Genomic DNA, 23,992 nt, shown 5'->3' with positions numbered 1-23,992 from the left:
GTACAGCAACAACCACAGGGTGAGGCGTTCAAGGCGCCTGGCCCTGTTTCGTATTGGGTGGATGAGCAGTAATCGCCCAAGCTATGCGGGCGAATTTATTGGCCAGTGCACAGGCGACCACGTTTGAGTGTCGGCGCGTCATAAGCGCTCGCACCCAGTCCGCCAGAGCCCCCTTCTGCCGCGCCAGGTTCTGCATGTAGACCCTGGCGCATTGCACCAAAAGGCGTCGCAGATTCTTGTCGCCTCGCTTGCTGATCCCTAGCAAGTTAGCTTTGCCGCCAGTGCTGTACTGCCTGGGCACCAAGCCTAGAGAAGCGGCAAAATCGCGACTGCAGCCGTATTGCTGACCATCGCCCATTTCCACAGCCAGCAGGCTGGCGGTGATCGGCCCGACACAGGGCATGCTCAACAAACGACGCCCTAGATCATCGTCGGCCAGCTGGCCAACCAGCTCTTTATCCAGTGCCTTGACCTGCTCGTCCAAATAGGCGAAATGGTCATGCAGACGTTGCAGCAGCACTGTCAGCCGAGCAGGCAGCTCGTGCTCCGCTAGAACAGCAGACAAACGCTTCATGACCGCCAGGCCCTGAGGCAAGCTGATGCCGAACTCAAGCAAGAACCCATGCATCTGGTTGACGGCCTTAGTGCGGTCACGGATCAGTGACTCGCGTAGGCGATGTAACACAGAAAGAGTCTGCTGAGCTTCGGTCTTGGGCGAAACGAAACGCATCGAAGGGCGCGAAGCGGCTTCGCAGATAGCTTGCGCATCGACGAAATCGTTTTTGTTGCCTTTGACAAAGGGCTTAACGAACTGAGGAGAAATCAGCCTCGCCTGATGCCCCAGGGCGGTCAGCTCACGAGCGACGAAATGTGCGCCGGCGCATGCTTCCATCACCACGGTGCACGCTGGCAGGTTGGCGAAGAACCGCATCATTTGCTGTCGTGAGAGCTTCTTGCGAAACAGCTCCCGGCCGGGCTTATCCTGGCCGTGCAGATGAAAGGTATGTTTGCCGAGGTCGATACCGACCAGTGCCAAATCGCTCATGATGATGGCCTCCGGAATGAAAACACCCTGCGAAAGCGTAGCCCTCGCAGGGTGTCGGGGTGACCATCTCATTAACCGCCTGGACGGGCGGTCTTTAGGTGCGCTACGAATGGACGTTCGTTTTTCAGGTCGCTGAAAAACATCAACGACCGCATAGTAGCTATGCGTGTTCACACAGTGCAACAGAGTCAAAATTGCCTCTATATTGCATAGATCGTAGGCGAAGTCGTAAAAATGCGGTCGTGTCGAAGGGCTGATCTTATGGGAAATTAAATGTAGTTAACACACACGAACACGCATCGAAATTTTTGACTACAGTTAATCTCCAGTATTTTTTATAATCCATTCTGCAAAGCTTCGGTCATGAGGGTCAGGTTCATAAATATCCCTTAGATCTGACTCATACATCTTTGTTGGAATGTCTAGGTGAATATCTGCTTGATTTGAAAGCCGGTGATCCAAAAGCTTTTCTAGCAGATAGTCTATATACATTTCTGCTTGCTCAAAATCGACCCTAAACCATTCAGAATTTGTGTCCTCGTGATTGGTGATTCTATAGTCTTTAAAATCATAGTGAATGCTCGACTCAATCTTTGAGATTGGAGCCAATCTTTTGGGTACATAGTATGCTACGTGCAACCCTAGATTGGGATCGCCAGTTCTAAGATTCCTGAACCTTATTAAAGGATTTCCATCAGTTCGACCTATCTTGCAGCGAGTGTAATCCGAAGAGCTAAGCAGTATATATATCCAGCTGCCAGGAAGTGTTATCATGAACATGATTTGCTTTTAGTTGGTGAGTCGCTCATTATAGCTCATTATGAAAACTTTGAGTTTTTTTCTGCTCGTGCCCGCTAAACGGCGACCCAGGTTATGCGGACATCTAAGTAGGATATACGGTTATGCGGGACTGACCTTCGATTTTTGAGAGCAGTGAGCTTTCGCTTTGATTGAGAACTCGTTTGGCGCGATCGAGGCAGGCAACCAGATCCCGCCACGCGAAGGAGTGAAAAAGACGCCCTACGGAAACACCGGGCGTCTTTATTCACGGCTGAACCTTCACGCTCAAATCACGGCAGGCTCGCCGAGGTTGCAATATTGCCCTTTGAAATTCAGCAGTGGTTTCCTGAAGGTTCAACGCCTTCACTTCACCGATAACGATCACATGGTCGCCTGCAGCATGCTCGCGTGAATCTCGCATTCCAGCCAATGCGGGCTGCCAGCAATGACCGGATTGCTCAGCGGCTGGGTAATTGCACTGAGTTGACGACCTGTTTGCATTCGTCTTGACCAGCCATTTGCATCGGACGTGACCAGCGCACGGGTACGTCTTGACCGGCAGGAATCGATCCATTGCGGGTGCTGAACTAGAGCGCGACGCGGACTCTGTGGGAGCGGGTTTACCCGCGAAGCAGGCGCCGCGGTGGATGGCACCGGCTGTGCCGGTGTTCGCGGGTAAACCCGCTCCCACAAAGATTGATGTTCGGCTCACCGGCGGCTATGGGTGTCGATAGCAGTCAGTCGCGAACGGCTGCAATCTACCCATAGCGGACGTTGTCACTGCACCCTGCGTCTAGTAAAAAGGTGATTTCCTGTTCCAGGCACCGAACCGAATTTATGTCTACTCACCATGGTCAACGTGTTTGTAATCGATGCGGCGAATCAATTACTGCTTACTGTCCATCAATTGAAACGCTAGCGATCATCGGGGGGGGCCACGAGAAGGGTGATCAGGCAGTAGTAGAAGAGATTGCCCGCCGAGAAAATATCGATCCGAATGTTGTCTGGGAATATTTCCGCCACCGGATGAGGCATCTGTGCAAGCAAAAAATTGCCCGCTGCTCATTCTGCGGCGGGCAGCTAAAGACTTGGCGTGCGCGTCAATGTATGCACTGTTGTAGGGAGTGGCACTGACGCACAGTGATTATCGAGCTGAGTTTTCAGATTCCGAACTGCATTCGCACGATTTCTGACTGACCACTATTGGCCGATTACCGACCTCGACGAAGGACCGCTTTGGATCGATAGCGGTCGCTCGCGAATGACCGCAATCGACCCATAGCGGTCGTTCGGAAAGGGCAGCAATTGGCCTGAAGCAGACGGTACGCGATAGGAGCGAGGTGCCGTCTCCGAAGTATTACCTCTCCAGGCCGAGTCACTAGGTCATCAAGCCCTAGCCGCAGGTTTGAGTCGGAAGCTGACGCCCATACGGTTGAACGCATTCATTGCGGCAATCGCCGCTGTCAGGTCAACAAGATCCTTTTCAACAAACATCGCCGATGCGGCTGCATAAGCTTCGTCGGATACCTGTGTCTCGCTTACCCTGGTGACTTCTTCCGCCCAAGCCAGTGCTGAGCGCTCCTGATCCGAGAACAAATATTGCGCTTCATGCCATACCGGCACTAACAGCACCTTGTCCACTGACATACCTGCTTTGATCAGATCGCGTGAGTGAAGATCAATGCAATGAGCGCAGCCGTTGATTTGAGACACTCTGAGAAACACGAGGTGGATCAACGAGGCTGGCAAATTTGTCGCGGTGGTCACGAAATGATGCAGGCCGCCGAGGGCCTTAGCTGCACCAGGCGAAGCTTCAAACCAATTGAGACGATTCATGATTTCTTCTCCTTTGTATGAGCGATGAAGAGCGTGGCCGCTTGTTGGCATACGGCCCACTTGAGATGCAAACCTAAACGCTTGGAGTAGATGTCGGCCCTGAAGCCGACTTTAGGCTTGATCCACTCGACGGCTATGCTTAACAAAATACGCCTGCACATCACCGTACCCTGTTGCCCTTCCAGAATTCAGTGACTCCACCCCCTTGGCGGTACCCTCAACGGTGAAGTAATGCACCTGAGTGAGACCGATGGTGGCAAGGACGGCGGACAGGTAGGGGCGCAGAAAGTCCGGTTGACGGGCCTGTGGGCCGCTGATGTAGCCCCCGCTAGCGATTGCGACGTAAACCGGACGATCCGTCAGATTTCCGACTTTGCCTTTGGCGGTGCCCACAAACGTTTTGCCCACGCGTACCACGTGGTCGATCCATATCTTGAGTGGAGCGGGCACGCTGTAGTTGTGCATCGGGGTGGCAATCAGCAGTACGTCGCATGCTTGCAGTTGGTCGATCAATTCGTTGGAACGGCTCAACGTACTGTCCTGCCCACTTGCAGTGACTACGCGCTGATTCGCTAATGCCTGGGCGTAAGGGGCATCGACTGGGGCCACGGTGTTGAGGTCTAAATCGGTCAACTCAATACCCCTTCTGCCGGCCTCGGTGGCCAAGGCGAACAGGATCTGCTGGGACAGCTTCAGACTTTCCGAAGCCTCTGCATTGGGGCTGGTGACCAGGCGAAGAATGCGCAAAGGAGCAAGTGGCTGTTGGGACGATGTCATGAGGTTTGCCTCCTTGGATGTGCATGCGGGTTATGGCGTATCGAACTGTTTTTGAAAGCGCAGTGCACCCATCAACAGGCCTTCACGGAAGTAGAAACGTTGCGCGCGGGCGTTGGCCAAACCCGTGTCGAGCACCAGGCGCGCACAACCGCTGGCGCGCGCCAGTCGTTCCAAGGCTTGCAATAAGCGCGATCCCCACTGGCCACCCCGCTGAGCCTCGGCGGTTACAAGGTCATCGACATACAGGAATGCGCCGTAGACCAGGTTTTCCTGAAAGCGGTAACCAGCCAGTGCTACAAGAACGCCTGCGTCATAAGCGCCAATCAGGCGATAGCCTTCAAGGCGCATACGGTCGATGCGGCTGACGAAGTCGGCTTCGCTTATCAGATGAGGGCGCAATTGCTGCATTACCGGGAATGCGCTGCACAGGTCATGGGGGCTGTCCAAGGGACGCAGGGCGGGGTCGGCCAGGTCGAGCACGCTGGGTATGAAGTTGTGCAAAGGGAATTTCATGGGAGTTGCCCTCATCAGTAGGTGATGGCGCTATATTGGACTACCATTGACCCACTTGATTGAGCCAAGAAATGGGATATGAACTAGGCCATGATGACCTCCCCCAAGCCGCCTTTTGCTCCCTTGGAAGAGCAGTCCGCCTTGCCCCTGTATCGTCAACTGTACGACCGCGTGCTGGCCGCCGTTGCCGCTGGCACGTTGTCCCCGGGTGACCGCTTGCCGTCGGCGCGCGCCATGGCTAAGGAGCTGGGGGTGGCACGTGGCACCGTCGAACTGGCCTATTCGCTGATGGCCAGCGAAGGGTACCTCCTGGCGCTCGGGCAGAAAGGCACCGTAATCAATCCTGAACTGCAGAAGCCTGTTTCAGCGGCCACCGTATTACCAGTCAGCAGCCAAGTGATCGAAGACGCGCCTGATTCGCTCTGGCGTCCACCGCAGCTGTTGCCGTTCCAGATGGGGGTACCGGCGCTGGATGCATTTCCGCGCAAGATATGGGCGCGTCTCGGTGCTCGGTATCTCCGTGGGATGCGTCTGGGAGATCTGGACTATCCAGCACCCCACGGCCTGGCAGCGTTGCGCAGCGCCATTGCTTCGTATCTGCAGGTGTCCCGAGGTATCGATTGCGGTGCCCATCAGGTGTTTATCACCAGCGGTTGGCGCAATAGTCTGTCCTTAGTCGCACATACCCTGTTGCAGCCAGGCGAGTGCGCCTGGGTGGAAGACCCGGGCTATCCCACTACGCGCCAGGTTCTTCGCCAGTTCGGCCTGGACCTGGAAGCGGTGCCGGTTGATGCCGAAGGCATGAACGTAGAACACGCCATCGCAGGTTCTCGGGCTGCTCAGGTCGTCATGGTGACACCAGGGCATCAGAGCCCGCTGTCGATGGCACTGTCGCTGCCACGCCGACAACTGCTGCTCGATTGGGCTGCCCGCACCGGTGGCTGGATTGTCGAAGACGATTACGACGGCGAGTACCGCTACGTCAGCCGTCCACTTCCAGCGCTGGCCAGCTTGGATCGCCATGGGCGCGTGCTGTATGCCGGCACCTTCAGCAAGGTGCTGTTTCCCGGTATTCGCCTGGCTTATTTGGTAGTGCCGCAGGCGCAGGTGGCAGCGTTCGAGCGCGTCGGACGGGCCTTGTTTGCTGCCGGGTCACCGTCAATTACCCAGGCTTTGGTGGCGGAGTTCGTTGCCGAGGGACACTTCGCTCGGCATATCCAACGCATGCGTCGCCTCTACAACGAGCGACGGGCATTGACCATCAAAGCACTGGAGCGGAGTTTGCCGAAGGGTATGCAGGTGGAACGCTCGCCAGGCGGTATGCACCTGGTACTGCGTTTGCCGGAGGACGTAAGCGACACCGCCCTGGCCGAGCAGGTGCTGGCGAGGGGCATGTCGGTACAAGCGTTGTCGCGCTGGGCTGCCTCATCGCAGCGTCAGTCAGGTCTGCTCCTGAGTTTTACCAACTGCGCCACGACTGCTCCAGGCGAGCAGCTTGGCGCGTTGATCAGCAAGTTACTCAGTTGAGGTTGGCCTTGTTCAGGCCGAAGAGTTCATCGGACGAGCCCGGGATCGCCTGGAAAGCCACATTGAGGCGATTCCAGCCATTGATGGCGACGATCAGGAACGACAAATCCGACAGCTCCTGCTCGGAAAACTGCTCACGCGCACTCGCATACAGGCTGTTGGAGATACCATGAGGCGGCAGTTGGGTCAGGGCTTCAGTCCACTCCAGCGCCGCCCGCTCTGCTGGCGAAAACAGCTGTGACTCACGCCAGACGGCCACGTGGTGAAGACGCAGCTCGCGCTCGCCATGGATCTTGGCCTCTTTCACATGCATATCCACGCAGAACGAACAGCCGTTGAGCTGCGAAGCGCGCAACATGATCAGGTGGGCAAGATCGGCCAGTAGCGGCTTCTTGCTCAGTTGCAGGGTGAGCTCCACCAGTTTGTTGGACGCTTGGGGAGACAGTTTGAAGTAATCAAGGCGGTTGTTCATGGGGTAGTTGCTCGTAGTGGGTGGATGGTTGTTGGAGCCCAATGTAGCAACGCTTGGAATAGCCCCACAGGGCCAAGATGGTAGCTTCGAACTAGGCCATATCTGTATCGAAGTGCGCCATGATCACCTATCGAGCGATAGGGTCGAAGGGGTGCAATGGGCCGTTTATTGGCCTCCGCGAATGGCCGCAATGGGTCGATAGCGGACGGTCAAAGGTATTTTTTGAAAGTCGCAGCCGTAATTGCCACCATCCATCCAAGCACTGCAGCGCATGGCAGTAGGACCCAAATGGGATTCACCGATAAGGGCAGGGTGAGGTAGATCACCCAAGGGCTTACCATCAGCGGCAGCAACAACCGCTTCGCTCGATGGTAGACAAAGCTGCTCTCCCGGCCCGCTCCAAACTTGCGCAGGTCGCGACGCATCAAACCATCGATCGCGCCGGTGATCACCGCGAGCAGGAACAGAGGCATAGATAGTGTGAGTACGGCCAGTCGCACCACGAAGGTGAAAGTAGTGAACAGGGCCGCTAGTAGGTAGTCCTGCGTCAAAACGTAGACCTGCGCGAACTCCCCCTGCTTTGAAGGTTCTCGGCTGAGCAATCTCAGCTGGGTATCGGAATGCGCCCATCCGGTGCGCACTACGACCCAGTCGTTCAGGTGTTCGAGTACCTTGGCGGCCGCTTGCGCCGGCTCTTGCACGAGCAGCGAACTCTTGAAGTGGCCACTGAGCCAGCCCAGCTCGCTCAGCCACATGGCATGGCTGTGATGCCAGCCCTGCTCGGGCCAGAACCACAGCATGCCCACAAACTCCAGCACGATGGAGAAGATCAGCGAAGCGAACAGCAGGCCGAGCAGTCGCAGACACAGCTCGAGCATGCCGATAATGAGCCCCGGACTTCGCTGTGGAGGAGGTGAGCTGGCTGGGGTGGTAGGCATACGGGCTCCGCATACTCGGTTGCTGACGGCGCGCTTACGGGGTGTGTCTGCGCCCGGGAGGAGGCATCTCGGGATCGAAATCGATCGTCGGTGCACCGCCAGCGCTGCTCCACCAACTCCCCGCATTGACGTTGTAGGACTCGCGCATGCGCGCAGCCAGGGTCTGGAGATCCGCCGGCATCGCATCGTCGCTAGCCGGCTTCGGTAGCGGCATGCGTACTTTCCACAGTTGCCCACCTTCCTGGAACGAGAACATCTGCCCCTTGGGCAAGGCGATGATGTGTGCGGGTTCGATCAGTGGCACGGCGGTGGTGGTGACCCGGTCTTGCGAGGAGGAGGTGAAGTCAGTACGGGCATCAGGATCGGCGGTGTCCGTCGCGCCGGAGACCAGGGTGCGTGTCTGCACGTTGACCTTGGGCAACTGGTTGGTCAGCAGTTCGGCGGTGGCGGTCTCCCGTACCCGCAGCATCTGCAGGGTGTTGAAGTTGCCGATGACCTGACCGGCCTTGGCCCGGTTGCCGATCCGCGCCTCGATGTCGCTCAAGGTCTGGGTATAGGCGGTGACCTGGATACCGGCTCCACCACCCTTGTTGATCAGCGGAATGAACTCGTCGCCCATCAGCTCGTTGAACTCATCGGCGTGCAGGTTGATCGGCACCTTGTCCGCGGCGCTGGAGGAGCCTGGTAGACCATGGTCGATACCGTGTTTGTAGATATGGCCCGCGACGGAGACCAGGTCGGCAAACATCGAGTTGCCGACGGCAGCGGCCACCTCGGCATCGGACAGCGCATCCAGGCCGACGTAGACGATGCCGCGTTTGCGGATGACCTGCAGCCAGTCGAAGATCGGCCGTGGATCGTCGAGGTCGGTGTAGTTGGGGGCGAGCAGTTGTGCGGTCTTGCCGCTGGTGAGTTTTTCCAGGAGTGGCAGCAGTGAAGCCACGATCTTGTCGAAGTAGGTGCGGTCGTAGCGCACGGCCGAGCGCAGGCCGTCCATCACCGGATCGAAGATGCGCTTGGCGGTCAGGTACTGCTCGATGGCGACCACGCGCTTTTCTCGGCCGATCATGTGCCGCGGGATGTTCTTTTCGTTTAGGCGACCTTCGATCTGCACGATTGCTTCCCAGGCCTGCGGATCATCGCGGGCGAAGAAGTGCTGGGCGTACTCGATAAACAGCGCATCGATGTTCACCACGTGCCGCTGGATCTGCAGGTAGTCGGGGCGCCGGCCGAGCTCGATCAGCGCCCGGGCGATGATATTGACGAAGCGCCAGGCGAACTCGCGAAACGCCGCCGAGTTGCCTTCACCGCTCAACTGGCCAGCGATGCGGGTGGCGACTTCGGAGATGCGGCCGAAGCGGCCGATGGCGTTGTAGCGGGCGGAAATCTCCGGCCAGCCCAGGTGGAACACATAGAACTCATGCTCGCGGCCGGCGCGCCGCGCTTCCACGCACATGCGCTTGAGCAGATCGGCATCGCCTTTGGGATCGAAGACAATCACCACTTCCTGAGTAGGGCGGTGGATGTCCTGGGTGATGTACACCTCGGCCAGGCGTGTCTTGCCGACCCGCGTGGTGCCCAGCACCAGGGTATGCCCGACTCGCTCTCCCAGCGGCAAGCTGGCTTCCTGTTCCTTCGGCTCGACGCCATGCAGCAGAGGTGAGCCACCCACTGGCGGCAGCGGCCGCACCGGGTTGAATGGGCTGTCCCAGGCGGTCAGGCGGGGCAGCAGTGACAGCCCAGGCGGGGCCTTCTCCAGCAAGTGTTCCATCCGGCGCGCCCACTGGTGGGCAGCCGATTGATTGACGTAGTGGGCCAGCGCCGGGTCCTGGGCCTCGAGCAGACGCTGGGTGTGCAGGCGGGTCCAGCGAAAGCCGCGGCCCATGAACAAGCGCTTGCCACTCACCGGAATCTGGCGACTGGTCAGCGAATAGCGTGGCAGGCGGCGGATATTGCGCCGATAGCGCAGGACGATCCGCGCCTCATTGAGCCGCTTCAGGCCGAACGCGGTATAGGCCAGTGCCATGCCGGCCCCGACCTCGGGTGACAGGGCTACCGCCCAGGGCGAGTGCAGGCACAGGGCGCCGGCACCGGCGCAGATGCCCACGGTGTACAGCTCCACCGCAGGGCGCAGCAGGGACTCCATCGCATGCTCGCTCATGATGAGCCCTCACTGTTCCAGGCCGGTGGGCGTGATCAGCACCGGGTAGTGCTGAAGTTCCAGGCGTTCGGCGATGTCGTCACCACTCACCGGCCAAATGTCCAGCCCCGGGGCTGCCGCCTGGATGCGGCGCAACGCCTGGGCGTCGGCCACTTCAACCGCCAGACCGCTGGCGCCCATGTCCTGCAGCCTCTGCGCATGCTGGGCCAACCATTGCAGAGAGGCGGCGTCGTGCCCGACCAGGAACAGCGGCGTGAATCCTGGCAGCTTCAATGTCCTTGGCGAGACGGCACCGGGTGAAAGGCGTGTACTGTGTACAGGCAGGGCCCAGGTCAGCGCGCGGGGATCGGGCAGTTGGCTGGGGGCCGCGAGCGCGGCAACCGTCCACCACAGGCAGATAAACAGCGTTACCCAGCACCGATGGTTCATGGCTGCGGCCCTCTCGGGGATGCCGCGACCGCCTGGACACGCTGCCAGTGCTGGCTGAACTGTCGGCGGTACTGCGCTGCGGGTTTACCGCCGGCAGGGCGGTGATAGCGGCCCGCCGCCACGACCCAGTCACCGCTGTCGGCATAGTGGGCGCGCAGCAGCTCGGCAGTCACGGCCAGGTTGGCGCGAGGATCGAGAGCCTCGCAGGCGCTGCGGTAGCGATCCGGGTGGTAGCCGAGGTTGGTCTGGCCCAGCCCGACATCGATGCGCTTGGGATCGTGGCGGATCAGCGCCTGTTTGAGTGCGGCACACGCCTCATCACGGCGGGCGAAACGCTGCGGTGTGCCCGCGACATTCAGGGTCCAGGGCCAGGGCATGAGGTGACCCCGCAGTGGCGTACCGCTCTCCTGCAGGGCGATGGCGAATAGCACGGAGGCGGGGATCCCGGCACGCGCGGCAGCCAGTTGATACGCCGGCGGCGGTAGCGCGTCGGCGTGAACGGCCGTGGCGCAGGTCAAGGCCAGCGCGAGGATCAGTCGATGCGCTGCCATTTCCCGTCCACCTGCTGGTAGCGCGCCGGTAAGGGGCGGCTGGCGCCCAGGGCGAACCAGCGGCCGCGGTCATGGTTGAGGGTGACCTGGCCACTGCTGACCTGGGCGGGGGTAATCCCAGCGCTCCGCGCCCATTGGCGCAGACGCCCGTCGTCACCCTGGCTGCCGATCAAGTACACATCGAGGTGTGCGCCGACACGCAGCCACTGCTGGGTGTTGGAGACGCAGGGCGGGCAGCGTTCTTCCACAAACAGGGCAAAGCGGCCGGCAGGGGTAGCCGCTGGATCGTCGGCCATGCCCTGCACGGGCAGCATGCCCGGGAACAGTCGAGCCCAGGCGGCGGTGTAGGCCTTCTGGTAGGCCAGTTCACGCTCAGCGCGTTTGGCTTCGAGACGGACCTGCAGCTCGGCGTAGCGCTGCCGTTCCTGGTCCGAGTCGGCTTCCACCCCGAGAGTGCTGAGCGGGTCGAGCTGCGGCGACCAGTAGTGGCGGGGCCCAGCCTGCAGACGCTCGAACTTGGCCCATTCTTCATCAGACAGTCCCCAGGCCTTTGCCCGAGCCGCATCGGATGCCTGCCGATCCAGCGGCTTTTGTTCGCTGAACTGCGGGGCCGAGTCGACCAGCTTCGGCGCGCTCCACGCCACGCCTGCGAATAGGCAGCTGGGGAGCAGGATGAGCGAGAAGATGGAAAAACGAGCCATACGCACCTCGTCACGGCAGGGGCAGTGTGTGGTCGCCATGCCCCGGGACATGGAACACCACCTGGTCCGCGCGGATCGCGCGCAGCTGCCAGCTGTTCAAGCTGTCGCCAGGCTGTAGCAAGTGCGCGGTCGTCAGCGAATGAGCACCTGCGGGCAGGGCTGTCACGAACCTGATGTCACCTCGGGTCTCGGTACCCAGCAGGGTGAAGGGCGGGTCCAGAGGCTTGGGCTTAGCTTTTTCACTGATGGAGGCCTTTGGCTGCGTGCTGGCGGTCGCAGGCACAGAAGGGCGGGCCGACAGTTTCTCGAGCGTGGCCTCTGCCGTGGCTAGTCGTTGCTCCAGTGTGCTCAGATCGTTGCTGCTAGGCCCTGGCGGTGCTGCCTGGAGCGTCTTGAGCGAGGCGGTCAGCTCATCCTGCTGCTGGCCGAGGGCTGCCTGCGCCGCAGTGTGTCGATCTTGTGCGTCGGCCAACGCCACGACTTGCGGCTGCAGCGTTGTGAGCCGTTCGGCCAACGCATCGATATCGCGGCGCAGGGCGGGCTCTGGGTCGGCCGGGGCGTTGCGGGCCGCAGCCTGAAGCTCGGCCAGTTGCTGATGATGGTTGTACGTTTCGGCGGCGAGCACGGCGGCGCCCAGGCAGAGGGCACCGACCACCAGGGCCTGAAAATGAAGGACCTTCATGGCGTGAGCTCCAGGGTCGAGAAGGGTGGAGCGGGCGGCGGCACGCGCAGGGCATAGCATATGGTCCGATCAACTGGATCGATGTCGAGTCGCCAGGCCGGGCCGCCGATGATGGTCAGGGCGTCCAGCAGCGAGACCGGTCCGAGCTGGTGCTGCACCGCGGGCAGAGGGCGACGGAACAAGCGATCCACCCCAGGGCTATCGGCGCATAGCGCGTAGCCCGAGCGTTGCAGCACGTGACGCAGGGCTTCACCGACGGTGGCGTGCAAGGATGGCGCGATCTGAACGTTGACCAGTTGATACAGCGGTTGGCGCTGCTCCAGCGTCGGTCGCGTCGTGACGAGGGTGTAGCGGTCCTGGCGAACCCAGGCCGGAAGCTGGGTTTTCGGCTCTGGCGATTCTCTCGGCAACGCGGGTGGTGCTGGGGGGGCCGGTGCCGAAGGCGGTGGAGGCGTGCTGCAGCCCGCCAGGGCGATCATCAGTCCGAGGGTGGCGAGTGTGGGTGTGTGCATGACCGTGTCTCGACAAATGTTGCCGATACGATGGCGAAGGTGTGAGTCGAGGCCCCACTGGAAAACCGAATCTGGCCAGCCAGCTTTTCAGTCGGCCACCACGAAAAAAGGCGCCCGGGAGGGCGCCTTGATCAGTCTTCGGTGTAGAGCGGTAGCTCAGCCAGTGGTGCGGCGTCAGGGTCAAAGATCAGCAGGCGGGTGTCTGCCTGGCCTGCCAGCATCAGCAGCTGGAGCAGCACCGGCGGGACATGGTTATCGCGCATGTGCGCACAGACTTCGCTGGCGCTCCAGCCGAACCTGCTGGCTTCATGTGCCGCTACCCAGGGTGTCGAGTACAGCTTGCACCCCACGGCATGGTTGCTGTTGAGCTCGAAGCACTCGAAGAAACCCGCTGGCGAATTGCACCAGGTGCACACCTGCAGGAACTCGAACTCGTCTGCGGGCAGGTGCGCGCTGCTGATCTCCCAACTGCGGCTGTAGTGTCCGGTGGCAAAGGACAGTTGATCGATCAGGTTGCGCGCAGCTTCCACGTTGCCGAGGTCGCCGATATGCATCGAGCGTCCGAGCTGATTGCCCAGGATCTGGTAGAGCACCGTGTTCACCAGGCCGTCGGCCGGGCAGCGCATGCGAACAAACTCGGGTACGCACTCGCCGTCGGTGACCACCGCGACGTCGTCATCAAACAGACACGGCTGCAGGCTGATGGCCTCATCGGGCAGCTCGTTCTGAGCCGGGTGCAGCGCGCGGTAGCACGGCGGGCAATCGTCAGCATAGCTGATCTGCAGGACACGCTCGTAGCGCAAGTCTTGGAAACCGCGAAGAAACGGATTGGGCAGGGAAGGGTGCATGGTGATTCTCCGAAAGCGCCGAGGCCACCCCGAACGGGCGGTGACCTCATGGGCAAAGTGGGCTGTCACATCCAGCCGTACTCGGCCAACGAAAGCGGAGTGCCTTCGCCGACGATGATATGGTCCAGGACGCATACCTCGACCAAGGCCAAAGCCTCGGTCAGGCGGGTGGTGAGTACCCGATCAGCGCCGCTCGGTTCCGAGCAGCCGGAGGGGTGGTTGTGGCTGAAGATCACGGCGGCGGCATTGTGTTCGAGTGCCTTGATGACCACTTGGCGTGGATACACGGAGGCACCGTCAATGCTGCCGGTGAAGAGGATGTCGAAGCTCAACACACGGTGGCGCGAGTCGAGGCAGAGCAAGGCAAACACCTCGTGGTGGTAAGGGGCGAGTTGCAGTTTCAAGTAGGCTGCGGCATCGGCGGGGGTTATCAGCACCTCCCCGCGCTGGAAGTGACGTTGGTCCAGCAGCTGCAGGGCCTCGGTGATCAGCGCATCCTCACGGGCGCGTTGGGCCAGTACCGAATCGAGCGGGTCAACCAGGTTCAAGGCGGTGTTCATGGGCAATTCCTCGTGGCAGATGGAGCGCCCCCTGGGGGAGTGCCCCAGGCTGGTTTAAGTGCGTGATCAAAGGCGCGTGAAGCGATGTCGAGTGCCGTGCAGCGGGCTTAGGCAGCCCTCGCACGGTTGCATGGAGAAGGCCTCGATACCGGCGCTAGTCTGCGGGTCGAAGTCGGCACTCAGCGGTAGCAGGGCTTGCAGTTGGGCGCGCATGTGAGCGATGCGGTGTTCGACTTCAGCCTCGCTGTAGTACAGCGACAGCCCGCTGAAGTCGTCGTAGGCGACTGCCTGCAGGCAGTCTTCGCAGAGCCAGAAGCTTTCCATGGCGACCTCCGACATAAAGGAACAACAGGCGCTCATGAGAGCGCCTGCTGCGGGCGGCCAACCTGCCTCAAGCAGACTGACGTGCGGCGGTCGATTTACGTGCAGCGGGTGGGATTGGCTGGCCTTGGTCAGCGCCACCGTCCGCTTGTTCAGACTCTGCTGATTCAGCAGCCTCAGGCGCTGCAGCAGTGTCGGTCCGAGCCGGCGCACGGTAGCTGAACTGACCGTCGACCTTGATCCACTCGATGAAGATCAGTCGGCCTTTGAGGCTGGCGCCGGGTTGCCCCTTGCGTTCGCCTTTCTCGTACATGAACGGATCGACCCAGAGGTCACCGATGCGAAATGCGATAAGGACCTTGCGTTCCGCGCGGACGTCTTCCAGGTGTTCACGGATCAGCCGGTCGGCTTCACCGCTGGCGACCTTGCAGTCGAAGCGGGTGTACTCGACGTCGTCCGAGGCACCGTGCAAGGCAGCGATGTCACAGGCCATGAACGCTTGGCCGCGGCGAGCCGGGACTTCGCGAACACGGTTGAGGTAACCGATGCCTTGGGTGTGCAGGTTGAAGTAGGTGGTGGGGGCGTTATTGCTTGCAGTAGTCATGATGGAGCTCCTGTTCAGCAGAACGCGGACATCCACCGGCCCTGGCGGCTGGTGAGTTCCGCAAGGGGAGGTGCAAACACATGATCGGTCGAGAAGGCGCTCATCACCGATGGGACGGTGACCGTGCGAGCTGCCGAGCGCGAGTCGCACTTTGGGGGAGAACCACCCGAAACGGGCGTAGCCTTGAAGGTCCTGGCTACCTGGGTGCTGTCAACGACAGCGGTGTGCAGCTCACCTATAGAACGCCCCGAAAGGCCCGTCAACCGTGTTTTTCAGGCGGTCTTGGCGGGCGGAATCGGGTGGCTTTCGGTGGAATCTCGGCGGCGAAAAAATAGCCCGACGGTCATCAGGCTAGGAGGAGTTGGACCACCCTTGACCCGGCGATGTGGCACCGGAGTCCGTCGCAGAGCTCCACTACCGATCCACCTGGATCAACCGACCCTTGTCGTGGCCTGGGTCGGAATAAACTGGCACGCATCCGCGCACAAAAGGTGCCCAGTGTTTCGCCGGCGGGCACCGGAGCTGAGCATCGTCGCCGAAGCGGATGACCCCTATGGCCTGGTACAAGCCGCACGGGTCATCCACCTGGGAGACTCGGAACGCTGAGAAGTCATCCGCGGATGCGCTGAAGTGTGGCTCCGAACTCTAGGAGTCTGACCGAGCTACCCGGAGCGAATCGGTCTTGGTCGCCAAGCGGCGAGGGGCCGGATCACTACACCAGCGCTGCGGTGTGCCGTCAAGTCATGCGTTTTTCGCCCGCTTGGTTTTTGCCACCGGTTTGGTGCCCTTGCACTCGGGGTAGCGGATGCACGACCAGAAGGTGCCGGTGCGACCTTTGCGCTGGCGCATGGCGCTGCGGCAAACCGGACATAACGGCCCTTTGCTGGGGGGCGGCCGCAGGGTGAGCGTGGCGTTACTGCGCACCAGTCGAGTCAGCCACTCTGCCTGTTTGGCGAGAAAGGTCTCGACGCTCAGCTGGCCCGATTCGATGCGGTCCAGCGCCTGCTCCCACAGCGCGGTCATGACCGGGTCGGCTACTTCTGGCGGCACCGCTTCGATTAAGGTATGCGCGGCGGCTGAGGCGGCCAGGCTGCGTTTCTTCTTGGTCAGGTAACCGTGGTCGATCAAACCCTGGATGATTGCCGCGCGGGTAGCCTCAGTACCGAGTCCGCAGCTGTCCTTGAGCTTCTGCTTGAGCCGCGGCTCGGCTACCTGGTTGGCGATGGTTTTCATTGCTTTGACCAAGGTGCCTTCGGTATAGGCCTTGGGTGGTTGTGTGCGCTGTGCGTTGAGCGTGGCGTCGATCAGCGCCACCGTCGCGGATTCACGCAACGTCGGCAGCTGCTGCGCCTGTTCAGCCGGCTCGTTACCGTCGGCCTCGTTGATCACCGCCTTCCAGCCGCGGACCAGGATCTGCTTGCCGCGCGCCACCAGGTGATCTGCCTGGCTGTGCAGCAGCGCCTGGGTTTTCAAGTACTGATGCTCGGGCATGAACTGCGCGAGGTAGCGGGCGCGAATCAGCGTGTAAACCGCCCGCTCGCGCTCGGAGAGCTGCGCCAAATCCAGCGTGACGGCGGTGGGAATTATGCCGTGGTGCGCGGTGATCTTGCTGCTGTTCCAGGCACGGGAGCGGCGGCTGGGGTCGACCTCCTTGAGGATTTCCCCCAGCGATGGTGCGGCGGCGGCCAAGGCGTGAAGGACGCGCGGCACCTTATCGAGCATGCTCTCCGGCAAGTAGCCGCAGTCGCTTCTCGGGTAGGTCGTCACCTTGTGGGTTTCATACAGGGCCTGGGCAGTGGCCAGGGTCTCCTGTGCACCCAGTCCGAGCTTGGCCGAGCAGATCTCTTGCAACGTGCCCAGGTCGAACGGCAGCGGCGGGCCTTCGCGCACGCGCTCGACCTCGACGCTGTCGATCTGTGCGCTGCCAGCTTGAGTGAGGCGCCTGAGCGCCTGCTGCGCGGCGGTTTCGTCGATACAGCGTCCAACCGCATCGCTGACCGCGGCGGTGGGCTGCCAGCGCGCGTGAAAACGGATGCCGTCCTGCTCCAGGTGCGCATCGACGGTCCAGAAAGGTCGCGGCACAAAGCTGGCGATCGCTCGGTCACGCTCGACCACCAGGCGCAGGGTGGGCGTCTGTACACGGCCCACTGGCAGCAGGCCATCGAAACCAGCGCGGCGGCCGAGTAGGGTGAACAGCCGGCTCAGGTTGATGCCCACCAGCCAGTCTGCACGGGAGCGGGCCAGCGCACAGTGATAGAGCGGCAAGGTCTCTTCCCCTGGACGCAAGGTGCCCAAGGCCCGGCGTATCGATGCCTCATCCAGTGCGGACAGCCACAGGCGCAGAATCGGCCCCTGGTACTGGCAGCGCTCGAGAATTTCCCTGGCAATCATCTCGCCCTCGCGGTCGGCGTCGGTGGCGATGATCACTTCGCTGCAGGTGCGCAGCAGTTGGCTGATCACCTTGAGCTGGCCAGCGACCTTGGGCTTGGCCACCAATTGCCAGTGGCTGGGAATGATGGGTAGGTCGTCCAGCGACCAGCGTTTGTAATCCCCATAGGCTTCGGGCGGAGCGGTCTCCAGCAGATGCCCGACGCACCAGGTGACGGTGACGTTCTGACCCTTCAGGCAGCCATCACCGCGATTGCTGGCCTGCAGCACCCGGGCGATGTCGCGGGCTTGGGAAGGTTTCTCGCAGATGAACAGGCGCATACACGTGCCTCTCGGTGGGTACCGACAGGGTGGGGGTGTGGGTGCGAAGCGCCAGGGTAAATCCGAAGGTGCCCAGCTCATATCGGCGGGCATGCGTTACTTGCGTTGCGCGAGGTGGTTCGCCAGCGTTTGCAGAAACTCCAGGGCGAACTGCTTATCCGCTTCACCCAGCTCCTTGATGATCGACGTGATCTGTTGGCCCTGATCCTGCGGGCGAGGGCTGATGGCCAGCAGCAACTCATCGGCAGGGCAGCCATACAGGTCGGCCAATTTCAGCAACTTGCTTACGGAAAGCTCAACCTCGCCTCGTTCGAGGCGCGATACGGCTTCCCCGGAAATCTTCAGGTACTCACCCACCTTCGCCTGAGTGAGGCGGCAGGCACTACGGTAAGCCGCCAACTGGCGACCAATGTGATGTGGGCTAGGCTCTTTCACGGGCAATGGGGGCGCTCTCCAATTCGACTTATATGGTCGAACAGCAACCCAAATATATGAACAACTCAGAAGGTTGACTAACAACCCTATGGGGCGTATTACCGAAAAAAGCTGGATGACTCGACCGTCACCACGGAGACAACAAACTTGCACGGATCCCACCAGAGTGAGGCAGATGCATTAGCAATCAAGGCCTATGAGCTGTTCATGGCCACCCATCTGGAGCCGGACAAGGAAGAGGCTCGCGCCCGGTTGATTGCCTGGGTTCAGGAGAGTCCACTGCACTGGCGGGCATTCCTTGCCCTGGACCAGTACTTGGCGGAAGTGAAGCTAATGCTCGAACATGAGCGGCGCAAGAGCGTCCGGCGAGAGTGAACCAACGGCAACAGCCAGCATTGCCCGCTGAGCTGCCTGTATGGTTCCAGTGATATCGCGCTGCGGGCGGCGATTCCACTGAGTACCACGCACTTACCCTGACTTGCGTGGCGCTTTCTTGCCTCCCCCCTTGCGCGAAGTGCTGGCATTGTCGCTGGCTTTCTCACGCATGGTCACCGAGGTCAGGCGGTGCGGCAGAATACCGATGCGCCGCGCCTCCACCTTGAACGTCACGCGTGCGTTGTCCTCGCTATCCTCCCATTCCTCCTTGACCGTGCGCCCTTCAACCAGGACGCGCATGCCTTTCTGGTAGAGCGTGGCCCAGTGTTCGGCGTCGCGGTTCCAGAGCTCTACGGGCGCCCAATAGCCGCCGCGATCCTCGTAGCCGCCTTCGCGCGGTACGGGGTTGTCGAAATAGACATTCAGCCGCAGCAGGCGCCGCGGCTCATCTGGATTGGTATTGAACTCCTGATACTCCGGCACGCTGCCGATGTTGCCTTCACCAACAAACAAAGTACTCATGCGGGTTACTCCTCGGTGGGGGAACGGGTTAGGGCGAGCTTGGCGGCCTCAAGCTTGCTGACACCGCCGATAGCCTGGCGATACAGCGACTGCAGGCTGCTCATCTGCAGGTTCAGCACCACGCGGTTGGTCTCCAGCTGATACAACGCTTGCCGCAGCTCAGGGTGCAGACGTGGCTGAACCACCGCCTCCTGCCACACCTGCACGCCCATGCGCTGGAAGTCCGGACTGCGCCAGCGCAGGAAATCAGTGCCCGTCGCGCTGTGCTGGACGACCAGTCGCAGGTCCAGCAACGAGAAGGGTGGCTGGGCCATGATCGCCAGCATCACCGCCATCAACTCGGCGACCTGGGTGCGCAGGCGCAGGATCGTCTCGGCGAACTGCTGCAGTTCCCCCTTACCCTTAAAAGGCTTTAAAAGGCCTTTTAGGGAGGCACCCTGTGCGAACTCGCGATAGGCATCCGCTGACAAACGCCGGGCAATGGCTTCGGCCAGGGTCATGTCTCACCTCCGTCGTTCGCGGTGTCCGCTGTAGGCAGCTCCTCGGCTTCCGGCGGATTCGGGCCTTCGATCTCGGAGGGCGCGTTGCTGCGGGCAATCGGCGGGGCAAACTGAGAGCGGCGCGTCCCTTCGAGAATGTCCTGCGGCAGGGTGCCGAACTTGTCGATGGCTTCGCGGGCACGGGCGTTGTTGGCGGCCATGTCGTCGCGGCTCACCCCGGCCAGTCGGTAGCGCTGCGCCAGGCCAAATAGGCTGCGCAGCAGATGCGCCCCGCCATCGATCCACGACTCCATGTCGCCCCGGCCGATCAGCGCCGTGTGGTGGGCAAGCAGTACCCGCCGGACCAGGGTGTCGTAGTCGGTGAGCAGGTAGATCGCGAGAAAGCCCAGCTGGCTGCCGATGAACAGCGGCAGGGTGACGGGGTGGATATTGAGGTTGTCACCGACATCGACTTGCGTTGGCAGGGCTCGTTCTACGCGGCTCATTTGCTGCGTCAGCGTGGCCATGTCCAACCTGGCCTGCAGCAGCTTTTCCTCCAGTTGCAGCATGAACCAGTCCGCATAGGGATCACCTTGGCTGCTGGCGTGTTTGAGCAGGTTGGTGACGCTGATGTAACCGGGCATACCCAGGATCGGATGTACCCCGTCGCGACCGCTGCGCCCCTGCCACAGCCGTGCCGCATGGTGGGTGTGCAGAGTCAGGGTGATGCTGCTGCGCAGGGAGCCCAGGTTGAGTTGGTAGTGATCGACCATCGCCAGTACCTCGCCGTCGGAATGACGCCGACGATGGGCCTAACCCTGGCCGGGGACGCGAATCATCGCGAAGATGGTGCGGTCACATTTCCAGAAGGGTGGACGTTGTTGGAATCTATGGCATCGGCATTATGTCCACCGAGCTCCAGCCCTATGTCGCCGCAGTGATCCCTCGGCAACGTTGTTTCAGTTCCTCCAAGCAGGAGAGGGCAAGTGGCGAGGCGGTGCGCTGGCCGTTGCGCTTGGATCGCTCGCGGGGTGGTTCCTCCGGCACAGGCTTCGCTGGGCGTGAAGGAGGGTTTGCGGATTTCTCTTGCTCGGTACGCGCGGCCCACAGAGTGAATTCGCCCTGGCAGGCGCGCTTGATCAAGCCCATCAGATAGGCGACCGGTTTTCGAATCTCACCGCGGGCGCAGCGCACCGCCGCTTCATTGATCACCGCTTGTTGCTGTTCCGGCTCGAGCTGACGCATCGCCTGGGAGGCCATACGCCGCTCGTTCGGGTTCAGCGGTAAATCCTCAGGCCACCGTGCTCGACCAAACTCCACCTGCCCCAGTACCGTACTTTTTTTGCTTTGCTCTTTCTGTACTGTACGGCCAGCGTCGGCATTCCGAATCACAGCCAGATCCGCTGCATTGCCGCAGGGTTCGGGATTGGTTGCACCAGCCGGAGAATTCCGAATGGGGTGGTGTGCGCCAGGTTCGGAATCCTCTGTCTGTGTTTCATCGTTCATCAGCGGCAGTGTTTGCTGTTGGACCAGCGGCAGCGAGCCGAGCCTGTCCTTGTCGAGCTGGGACACCTGGGGGTCGGCCTGGATCTCGGCGATCACATGCTGCGCCACGTCCCGGACCCCTTTGGTGGCATGGGAGAGGTTCTGTCGCAGCAACGCCGCGTAGCCGCTGTCCAGCTCCAACTGTTCGGCTGCGGTCAACGGATCGCCGTGCAGCACATAGACGCAACCACGCAGACAGCCGCTAGCATCGCGTGAGCGCTCCACCAGGCTGAGCCAGCGCGTGGTGCGCAGAACGTTGAGTGCGCGGGCGATGGTTTCCCGAGAGGCCTGAGTACCGCAGGGACTGGTCGCCAGGTAGGGCTGCAGGTCCTGGTAGCGTGGCGTCTTGACCTGACGTTCGGTGATCAGCCAGCGAAGCACTTGCCAAGTGTTGCGTTCCAGTGGCGTCAGGCGGCGATCCAGCAGCAAGGTCTGCGGCAGCGGGTTATTGTCGCCGTAGTAGATCGTCCGCACCGCGGGCTCCTCGGTGGGGACAACCAGTTTGCCGTTCGCCGCGTACCACTCATTTCGGCGCCGAAGGGCGTCGTAGCACTGACGCACCACGTCCTGCCAGTCGACCTCGTAAAAGCTCAGCATGGTGTGCCTCCGTACAGTTCGACCTGTTGCCAGACCAGGGTCAGGCTGATGTGTTGCTCCTCGGCCAGCATCATCATGGTGTCCAGCGGATCGTTGTCCGGATCCTCTGTGCGCAGCTGGCTCCAGCGATTCCACACGGCATGCTCCTGCACTTCACTGAGCTGGACCGGCCGACCGCGGTGCGTCTCGATCTTCAGCACGCGGCGGCGCAACGCGGTCTCCGAATGGTCCAGGCCGAAGCAGCGGTACATGATGTTTGAGCTCGCGCCCAACTTGAGCGCCCGGTTGATCAACCGCTCGTTCTGCTCATCGCGCTCGGCCTGAACGATCAGGCGGCGCAACACGGTGAGGTCGACCTTCACTTCGACCCAGGCGATCGACGAGTGCGCCAGGTGAGACAGGGTGGTCGGGGGCAGCGACTGCAGCACCTCGATGTCTTCATCGGCCAGACCCAGGGCCTTGCAGCGCTGTAACCTGCCATGGCGCAGCTCATGCAGCACCTGGTTCAACATGGCATGGTTCAACAGATTGAAAGTTGTGCTCATGAGGTGGCTCCTCACGTTATCGAGTGGACGACAGCGTCAGTTCGATCAACTGCCGGGCGTGGCGGATCAGCGTGAACAGCTGCTCCAGCTGGGCATCAGGAAGGCGTTCAAGGCCCACCGTCAGGGCTGGGCGGTCGGTGAAGGGAAGGTCGTAAACGCCGATCAGCAGCTGACCAAACAGTGCTGCCGGCAACTGCTGACGTTCTTTCCAGGCCACGTCGTCCTGAAGGCGCAGCAGGGCCGAGAGCAGCAGCTGAATACCGGTGTGCCGCGAGCTGAGTCGCTCGCCATGTCCCGGTGAAAGCGTGAAGCCCAGACCGTCCACGAGTGGGCTAACCATGTCGCTGGCGTCTGCGTAAGCGGCAAGGTCGGCAGCCAGGCCGGCGCAGATCGCGCGCAAGTCGCTGATATCGTCCAGTGGCCCGGAGCATGATGGTGACGCGACGACCGGGCTAGGAGCATCCTCGAGCTCTTCCAGGGGCTTGTCTGGCAACGGTTCGTCACCCAGCGCTTGGCGTATATCGTGTAGGCGTGGTGCCTGCAGTGGCTGGAGGGCCTCAGCTGGCTCCGGATCTGGCTCTAGCTTGGGCGCCTTGGTCTTTCTTCCCGGCGCATGGACAGGTATTGGTGAGGCCGCTGGGGACTGGCCAGGCAGGGCGGGTAGCGAGGGACGTTGTCCCTGGTGCAGCTCCAGTGCCAACAGACGAGGCGTCTGCTCCAGACTCACTGCCATCCTGGCAATCAATTCGTCCTGCAGCTCACTCGAGTCCAGCTCGGGCTTTTCACCGTCGAACGCTGACAGAACTTCAAACCACAGAAGCGGGAACTGCTCGGGGCTGCCGAAGTATCGGTTCCAGATCGCCTCAGCCCGCCGTCGCAAGCTGATGAGGCGCCCGATGGCGTTTTTGCCCAGGCCCGCGTACAACACCTGCGGGATGACGGGTAGCAGGTGCTCGAGTGCGTCGAACATGCGGCTGATGTGTGACTGCGAGATGGGATAGCCACCCTCGCTCAAGCGCGTCGCGAGTTCGCGCTGGGTGAGGTGGGCGTCGCTGGGCTGAAACATGTCCTGCAGCTTCGCCACGGCCAGCGCCCGCTCGATAAACGTCAACTGGCCGTGCAGGTCACTCTCGGCCAGATGCCCGAGCAAGGTATGTGCTTCCGATTGCCAAGGGCGGAACAGGCAATGGATACGGAAGAACCGCTCTTCGCGCGTTTCCTGCCACAGCTCGCCGAGGATGCTCAGACGGGTGTTGCCGCCGTTGCGGATGATGAAGTGCGGTTCATCGGGGCGGCGGGTGATGGCGGGTGGCTGATCCAGGCCGCGCTCGCGGATCGAAGCCTTGATGTCGTCATACAGTGGGTTGCGGATTACACGCGGGTTAAGTTCGTAGGGGCGCAATTGCTCGAGATTGACCACCATCGGCGTATCCCCAACGGGAGCCGCCGCTAGATCGCAACCGTGTTTCTGCGGAAAGTGCGCCTGTTGCAGTTGACGCGTGATGTCTTCGGAGGTCGGCGGCTTCAT

At 61.2% G+C, this 23,992-nt stretch carries 26 protein-coding genes and 2 pseudogenes; 2 read left to right on the top strand and 26 right to left on the bottom strand.

Annotated features, from left to right (window positions below):
- Positions 1-64 precede the first annotated feature (64 nt).
- The 6 genes and pseudogenes from ACN6NG_RS16470 to ACN6NG_RS16445 all read right to left on the bottom strand — a co-directional run.
- A pseudogene (locus ACN6NG_RS16470) lies at positions 65-1,045 on the bottom strand (IS110 family RNA-guided transposase); the annotation flags it as partial.
- 318 nt (positions 1,046-1,363) lie between these two features.
- The gene (locus ACN6NG_RS16465) at positions 1,364-1,825 is read right to left on the bottom strand and encodes a GIY-YIG nuclease family protein (RefSeq protein WP_408004341.1); all 462 of its coding nucleotides are present in this window, start codon (positions 1,823-1,825) and stop codon (positions 1,364-1,366) included.
- Positions 1,826-2,110: 285 nt separating this feature from the next.
- Positions 2,111-2,290 (bottom strand): annotated as a pseudogene (locus ACN6NG_RS16460) (flavin reductase family protein); the annotation flags it as partial.
- A 921-nt stretch (positions 2,291-3,211) separates the two neighbouring features.
- Positions 3,212-3,661, bottom strand: a complete 450-nt coding sequence (locus tag ACN6NG_RS16455) for a carboxymuconolactone decarboxylase family protein (protein ID WP_210014354.1) — start codon at positions 3,659-3,661, stop codon at positions 3,212-3,214.
- A gap of 111 nt (positions 3,662-3,772) precedes the next feature.
- On the bottom strand, positions 3,773-4,438 hold the full coding sequence (locus tag ACN6NG_RS16450; RefSeq protein WP_210014355.1) for an FMN-dependent NADH-azoreductase: 666 nt from the start codon (positions 4,436-4,438) through the stop codon (positions 3,773-3,775).
- Positions 4,439-4,468: 30 nt separating this feature from the next.
- Positions 4,469-4,951 carry a GNAT family N-acetyltransferase gene (locus ACN6NG_RS16445; RefSeq protein ID WP_210014356.1) on the bottom strand — a complete coding sequence of 161 codons (483 nt, stop codon included), beginning with the start codon at positions 4,949-4,951 and terminating at the stop codon, positions 4,469-4,471.
- Between the two features lie 90 nt (positions 4,952-5,041).
- On the opposite strand from ACN6NG_RS16445, the gene pdxR reads away from it, so the two are divergent.
- Positions 5,042-6,478: a MocR-like pyridoxine biosynthesis transcription factor PdxR gene (gene pdxR / locus ACN6NG_RS16440; RefSeq protein WP_210014357.1), complete on the top strand. Its 1,437-nt coding sequence runs from the start codon at positions 5,042-5,044 to the stop codon at positions 6,476-6,478.
- Here the strand turns inward: pdxR and ACN6NG_RS16435 are convergent.
- The 14 genes from ACN6NG_RS16435 to ACN6NG_RS16370 form a co-directional block, all read right to left on the bottom strand.
- Positions 6,471-6,950 (bottom strand): carboxymuconolactone decarboxylase family protein, encoded by a 480-nt coding sequence (locus tag ACN6NG_RS16435; RefSeq protein ID WP_012314955.1) that lies wholly within the window; start codon positions 6,948-6,950, stop codon positions 6,471-6,473. The two genes, pdxR and ACN6NG_RS16435, sit on opposite strands and share 8 nt — an antisense overlap.
- 209 nt (positions 6,951-7,159) lie before the next feature.
- The gene (locus tag ACN6NG_RS16430; RefSeq protein ID WP_182375168.1) at positions 7,160-7,888 is read right to left on the bottom strand and encodes a TIGR03747 family integrating conjugative element membrane protein; all 729 of its coding nucleotides are present in this window, start codon (positions 7,886-7,888) and stop codon (positions 7,160-7,162) included.
- A gap of 34 nt (positions 7,889-7,922) precedes the next feature.
- Positions 7,923-10,049: a type IV conjugative transfer system coupling protein TraD gene (gene traD / locus ACN6NG_RS16425; RefSeq protein ID WP_210014358.1), complete on the bottom strand. Its 2,127-nt coding sequence runs from the start codon at positions 10,047-10,049 to the stop codon at positions 7,923-7,925.
- Between the two features lie 9 nt (positions 10,050-10,058).
- Positions 10,059-10,478: an integrating conjugative element protein gene (locus ACN6NG_RS16420; RefSeq protein ID WP_210014359.1), complete on the bottom strand. Its 420-nt coding sequence runs from the start codon at positions 10,476-10,478 to the stop codon at positions 10,059-10,061.
- The gene (locus tag ACN6NG_RS16415; protein ID WP_210014360.1) at positions 10,475-11,029 is read right to left on the bottom strand and encodes a lysozyme family protein; all 555 of its coding nucleotides are present in this window, start codon (positions 11,027-11,029) and stop codon (positions 10,475-10,477) included. Before ACN6NG_RS16415 ends, ACN6NG_RS16420 begins: the two co-directional genes overlap by 4 nt.
- Positions 11,011-11,730: a TIGR03759 family integrating conjugative element protein gene (locus ACN6NG_RS16410; protein WP_210014361.1), complete on the bottom strand. Its 720-nt coding sequence runs from the start codon at positions 11,728-11,730 to the stop codon at positions 11,011-11,013. Before ACN6NG_RS16410 ends, ACN6NG_RS16415 begins: the two co-directional genes overlap by 19 nt.
- 10 nt (positions 11,731-11,740) lie before the next feature.
- The gene (locus ACN6NG_RS16405; protein ID WP_210014362.1) at positions 11,741-12,412 is read right to left on the bottom strand and encodes a hypothetical protein; all 672 of its coding nucleotides are present in this window, start codon (positions 12,410-12,412) and stop codon (positions 11,741-11,743) included.
- A complete protein-coding gene (gene pilL2, locus ACN6NG_RS16400) occupies positions 12,409-12,924 on the bottom strand; it encodes a PFGI-1 class ICE element type IV pilus protein PilL2 (protein ID WP_210014363.1) in 516 nt (171 codons plus the stop codon). The genes ACN6NG_RS16405 and pilL2 overlap by 4 nt, the downstream gene beginning before the upstream one ends.
- 131 nt (positions 12,925-13,055) lie before the next feature.
- A complete protein-coding gene (locus ACN6NG_RS16395) occupies positions 13,056-13,772 on the bottom strand; it encodes a DUF5983 family protein (protein WP_210014364.1) in 717 nt (238 codons plus the stop codon).
- 65 nt (positions 13,773-13,837) lie between these two features.
- Positions 13,838-14,332, bottom strand: coding sequence for a JAB domain-containing protein (locus ACN6NG_RS16390; RefSeq protein ID WP_014753671.1), 495 nt, complete (start codon positions 14,330-14,332; stop codon positions 13,838-13,840).
- Positions 14,333-14,398: 66 nt separating this feature from the next.
- Positions 14,399-14,656 carry a hypothetical protein gene (locus ACN6NG_RS16385; RefSeq protein WP_210014365.1) on the bottom strand — a complete coding sequence of 86 codons (258 nt, stop codon included), beginning with the start codon at positions 14,654-14,656 and terminating at the stop codon, positions 14,399-14,401.
- Positions 14,657-14,723: 67 nt separating this feature from the next.
- The gene (locus ACN6NG_RS16380) at positions 14,724-15,257 is read right to left on the bottom strand and encodes an STY4534 family ICE replication protein (protein WP_210014366.1); all 534 of its coding nucleotides are present in this window, start codon (positions 15,255-15,257) and stop codon (positions 14,724-14,726) included.
- 741 nt (positions 15,258-15,998) lie between these two features.
- Positions 15,999-17,966 carry a DNA topoisomerase III gene (locus ACN6NG_RS16375; RefSeq protein WP_474315027.1) on the bottom strand — a complete coding sequence of 656 codons (1,968 nt, stop codon included), beginning with the start codon at positions 17,964-17,966 and terminating at the stop codon, positions 15,999-16,001.
- A 96-nt stretch (positions 17,967-18,062) separates the two neighbouring features.
- The gene (locus ACN6NG_RS16370; protein WP_210014368.1) at positions 18,063-18,407 is read right to left on the bottom strand and encodes a helix-turn-helix domain-containing protein; all 345 of its coding nucleotides are present in this window, start codon (positions 18,405-18,407) and stop codon (positions 18,063-18,065) included.
- Positions 18,408-18,548: 141 nt separating this feature from the next.
- Here ACN6NG_RS16370 and ACN6NG_RS16365 point away from each other — a divergent pair, with 141 nt between their 5' ends.
- On the top strand, positions 18,549-18,776 hold the full coding sequence (locus ACN6NG_RS16365; protein WP_210014369.1) for a hypothetical protein: 228 nt from the start codon (positions 18,549-18,551) through the stop codon (positions 18,774-18,776).
- 93 nt (positions 18,777-18,869) lie between these two features.
- Here ACN6NG_RS16365 and ACN6NG_RS16360 read toward each other — a convergent pair whose 3' ends face one another.
- The 6 genes from ACN6NG_RS16360 to ACN6NG_RS16335 all read right to left on the bottom strand — a co-directional run bounded on the left by ACN6NG_RS16360 (position 18,870) and on the right by ACN6NG_RS16335 (position 23,992).
- Positions 18,870-19,298: a single-stranded DNA-binding protein gene (locus ACN6NG_RS16360; protein WP_210014370.1), complete on the bottom strand. Its 429-nt coding sequence runs from the start codon at positions 19,296-19,298 to the stop codon at positions 18,870-18,872.
- A 5-nt stretch (positions 19,299-19,303) separates the two neighbouring features.
- Positions 19,304-19,798, bottom strand: a complete 495-nt coding sequence (locus ACN6NG_RS16355) for a DUF3158 family protein (RefSeq protein WP_210014371.1) — start codon at positions 19,796-19,798, stop codon at positions 19,304-19,306.
- The gene (locus ACN6NG_RS16350) at positions 19,795-20,550 is read right to left on the bottom strand and encodes a PFL_4669 family integrating conjugative element protein (RefSeq protein ID WP_210014372.1); all 756 of its coding nucleotides are present in this window, start codon (positions 20,548-20,550) and stop codon (positions 19,795-19,797) included. Before ACN6NG_RS16350 ends, ACN6NG_RS16355 begins: the two co-directional genes overlap by 4 nt.
- Positions 20,551-20,701: 151 nt before the next feature.
- Entirely contained in the window at positions 20,702-21,919 is a 1,218-nt protein-coding gene (locus tag ACN6NG_RS16345) for an STY4528 family pathogenicity island replication protein (protein ID WP_210014373.1), read from the bottom strand.
- Complete coding sequence (locus ACN6NG_RS16340; protein ID WP_210014374.1) at positions 21,913-22,464, bottom strand: DUF2857 domain-containing protein; 552 nt, start codon at positions 22,462-22,464, stop codon at positions 21,913-21,915. The genes ACN6NG_RS16345 and ACN6NG_RS16340 overlap by 7 nt, the downstream gene beginning before the upstream one ends.
- A gap of 16 nt (positions 22,465-22,480) precedes the next feature.
- Positions 22,481-23,992: a ParB family protein gene (locus ACN6NG_RS16335; protein ID WP_210014375.1), complete on the bottom strand. Its 1,512-nt coding sequence runs from the start codon at positions 23,990-23,992 to the stop codon at positions 22,481-22,483.

It is taken from the genome of Pseudomonas sp. TSO6, assembly GCF_056098905.1.
Note: the sequence above shows the minus strand (reverse complement) of the source record. Positions and strands in the feature narration are given on the sequence as shown.

Bases quoted from the DNA above. Each gene is read 5' to 3' on its own strand.
- ACN6NG_RS16465 (WP_408004341.1), bottom strand. From the start codon at position 1,825: ATGTTCATGATAACACTTCCTGGCAGCTGGATATATATACTGCTTAGC.
- ACN6NG_RS16455 (WP_210014354.1), bottom strand. From the start codon at position 3,661: ATGAATCGTCTCAATTGGTTTGAAGCTTCGCCTGGTGCAGCTAAGGCC.
- ACN6NG_RS16450 (WP_210014355.1), bottom strand. From the start codon at position 4,438: ATGACATCGTCCCAACAGCCACTTGCTCCTTTGCGCATTCTTCGCCTG.
- ACN6NG_RS16445 (WP_210014356.1), bottom strand. From the start codon at position 4,951: ATGAAATTCCCTTTGCACAACTTCATACCCAGCGTGCTCGACCTGGCC.
- pdxR (WP_210014357.1), top strand. From the start codon at position 5,042: ATGATGACCTCCCCCAAGCCGCCTTTTGCTCCCTTGGAAGAGCAGTCC.
- ACN6NG_RS16435 (WP_012314955.1), bottom strand. From the start codon at position 6,950: ATGAACAACCGCCTTGATTACTTCAAACTGTCTCCCCAAGCGTCCAAC.
- ACN6NG_RS16430 (WP_182375168.1), bottom strand. From the start codon at position 7,888: ATGCCTACCACCCCAGCCAGCTCACCTCCTCCACAGCGAAGTCCGGGG.
- traD (WP_210014358.1), bottom strand. From the start codon at position 10,049: ATGAGCGAGCATGCGATGGAGTCCCTGCTGCGCCCTGCGGTGGAGCTG.
- ACN6NG_RS16420 (WP_210014359.1), bottom strand. From the start codon at position 10,478: ATGAACCATCGGTGCTGGGTAACGCTGTTTATCTGCCTGTGGTGGACG.
- ACN6NG_RS16415 (WP_210014360.1), bottom strand. From the start codon at position 11,029: ATGGCAGCGCATCGACTGATCCTCGCGCTGGCCTTGACCTGCGCCACG.
- ACN6NG_RS16410 (WP_210014361.1), bottom strand. From the start codon at position 11,730: ATGGCTCGTTTTTCCATCTTCTCGCTCATCCTGCTCCCCAGCTGCCTA.
- ACN6NG_RS16405 (WP_210014362.1), bottom strand. From the start codon at position 12,412: ATGAAGGTCCTTCATTTTCAGGCCCTGGTGGTCGGTGCCCTCTGCCTG.
- pilL2 (WP_210014363.1), bottom strand. From the start codon at position 12,924: ATGCACACACCCACACTCGCCACCCTCGGACTGATGATCGCCCTGGCG.
- ACN6NG_RS16395 (WP_210014364.1), bottom strand. From the start codon at position 13,772: ATGCACCCTTCCCTGCCCAATCCGTTTCTTCGCGGTTTCCAAGACTTG.
- ACN6NG_RS16390 (WP_014753671.1), bottom strand. From the start codon at position 14,332: ATGAACACCGCCTTGAACCTGGTTGACCCGCTCGATTCGGTACTGGCC.
- ACN6NG_RS16385 (WP_210014365.1), bottom strand. From the start codon at position 14,656: ATGGAAAGCTTCTGGCTCTGCGAAGACTGCCTGCAGGCAGTCGCCTAC.
- ACN6NG_RS16380 (WP_210014366.1), bottom strand. From the start codon at position 15,257: ATGACTACTGCAAGCAATAACGCCCCCACCACCTACTTCAACCTGCAC.
- ACN6NG_RS16375 (WP_474315027.1), bottom strand. From the start codon at position 17,966: ATGCGCCTGTTCATCTGCGAGAAACCTTCCCAAGCCCGCGACATCGCC.
- ACN6NG_RS16360 (WP_210014370.1), bottom strand. From the start codon at position 19,298: ATGAGTACTTTGTTTGTTGGTGAAGGCAACATCGGCAGCGTGCCGGAG.
- ACN6NG_RS16355 (WP_210014371.1), bottom strand. From the start codon at position 19,798: ATGACCCTGGCCGAAGCCATTGCCCGGCGTTTGTCAGCGGATGCCTAT.
- ACN6NG_RS16350 (WP_210014372.1), bottom strand. From the start codon at position 20,550: ATGGTCGATCACTACCAACTCAACCTGGGCTCCCTGCGCAGCAGCATC.
- ACN6NG_RS16345 (WP_210014373.1), bottom strand. From the start codon at position 21,919: ATGCTGAGCTTTTACGAGGTCGACTGGCAGGACGTGGTGCGTCAGTGC.
- ACN6NG_RS16340 (WP_210014374.1), bottom strand. From the start codon at position 22,464: ATGAGCACAACTTTCAATCTGTTGAACCATGCCATGTTGAACCAGGTG.
- ACN6NG_RS16335 (WP_210014375.1), bottom strand. From the start codon at position 23,992: ATGAAGCCGCCGACCTCCGAAGACATCACGCGTCAACTGCAACAGGCG.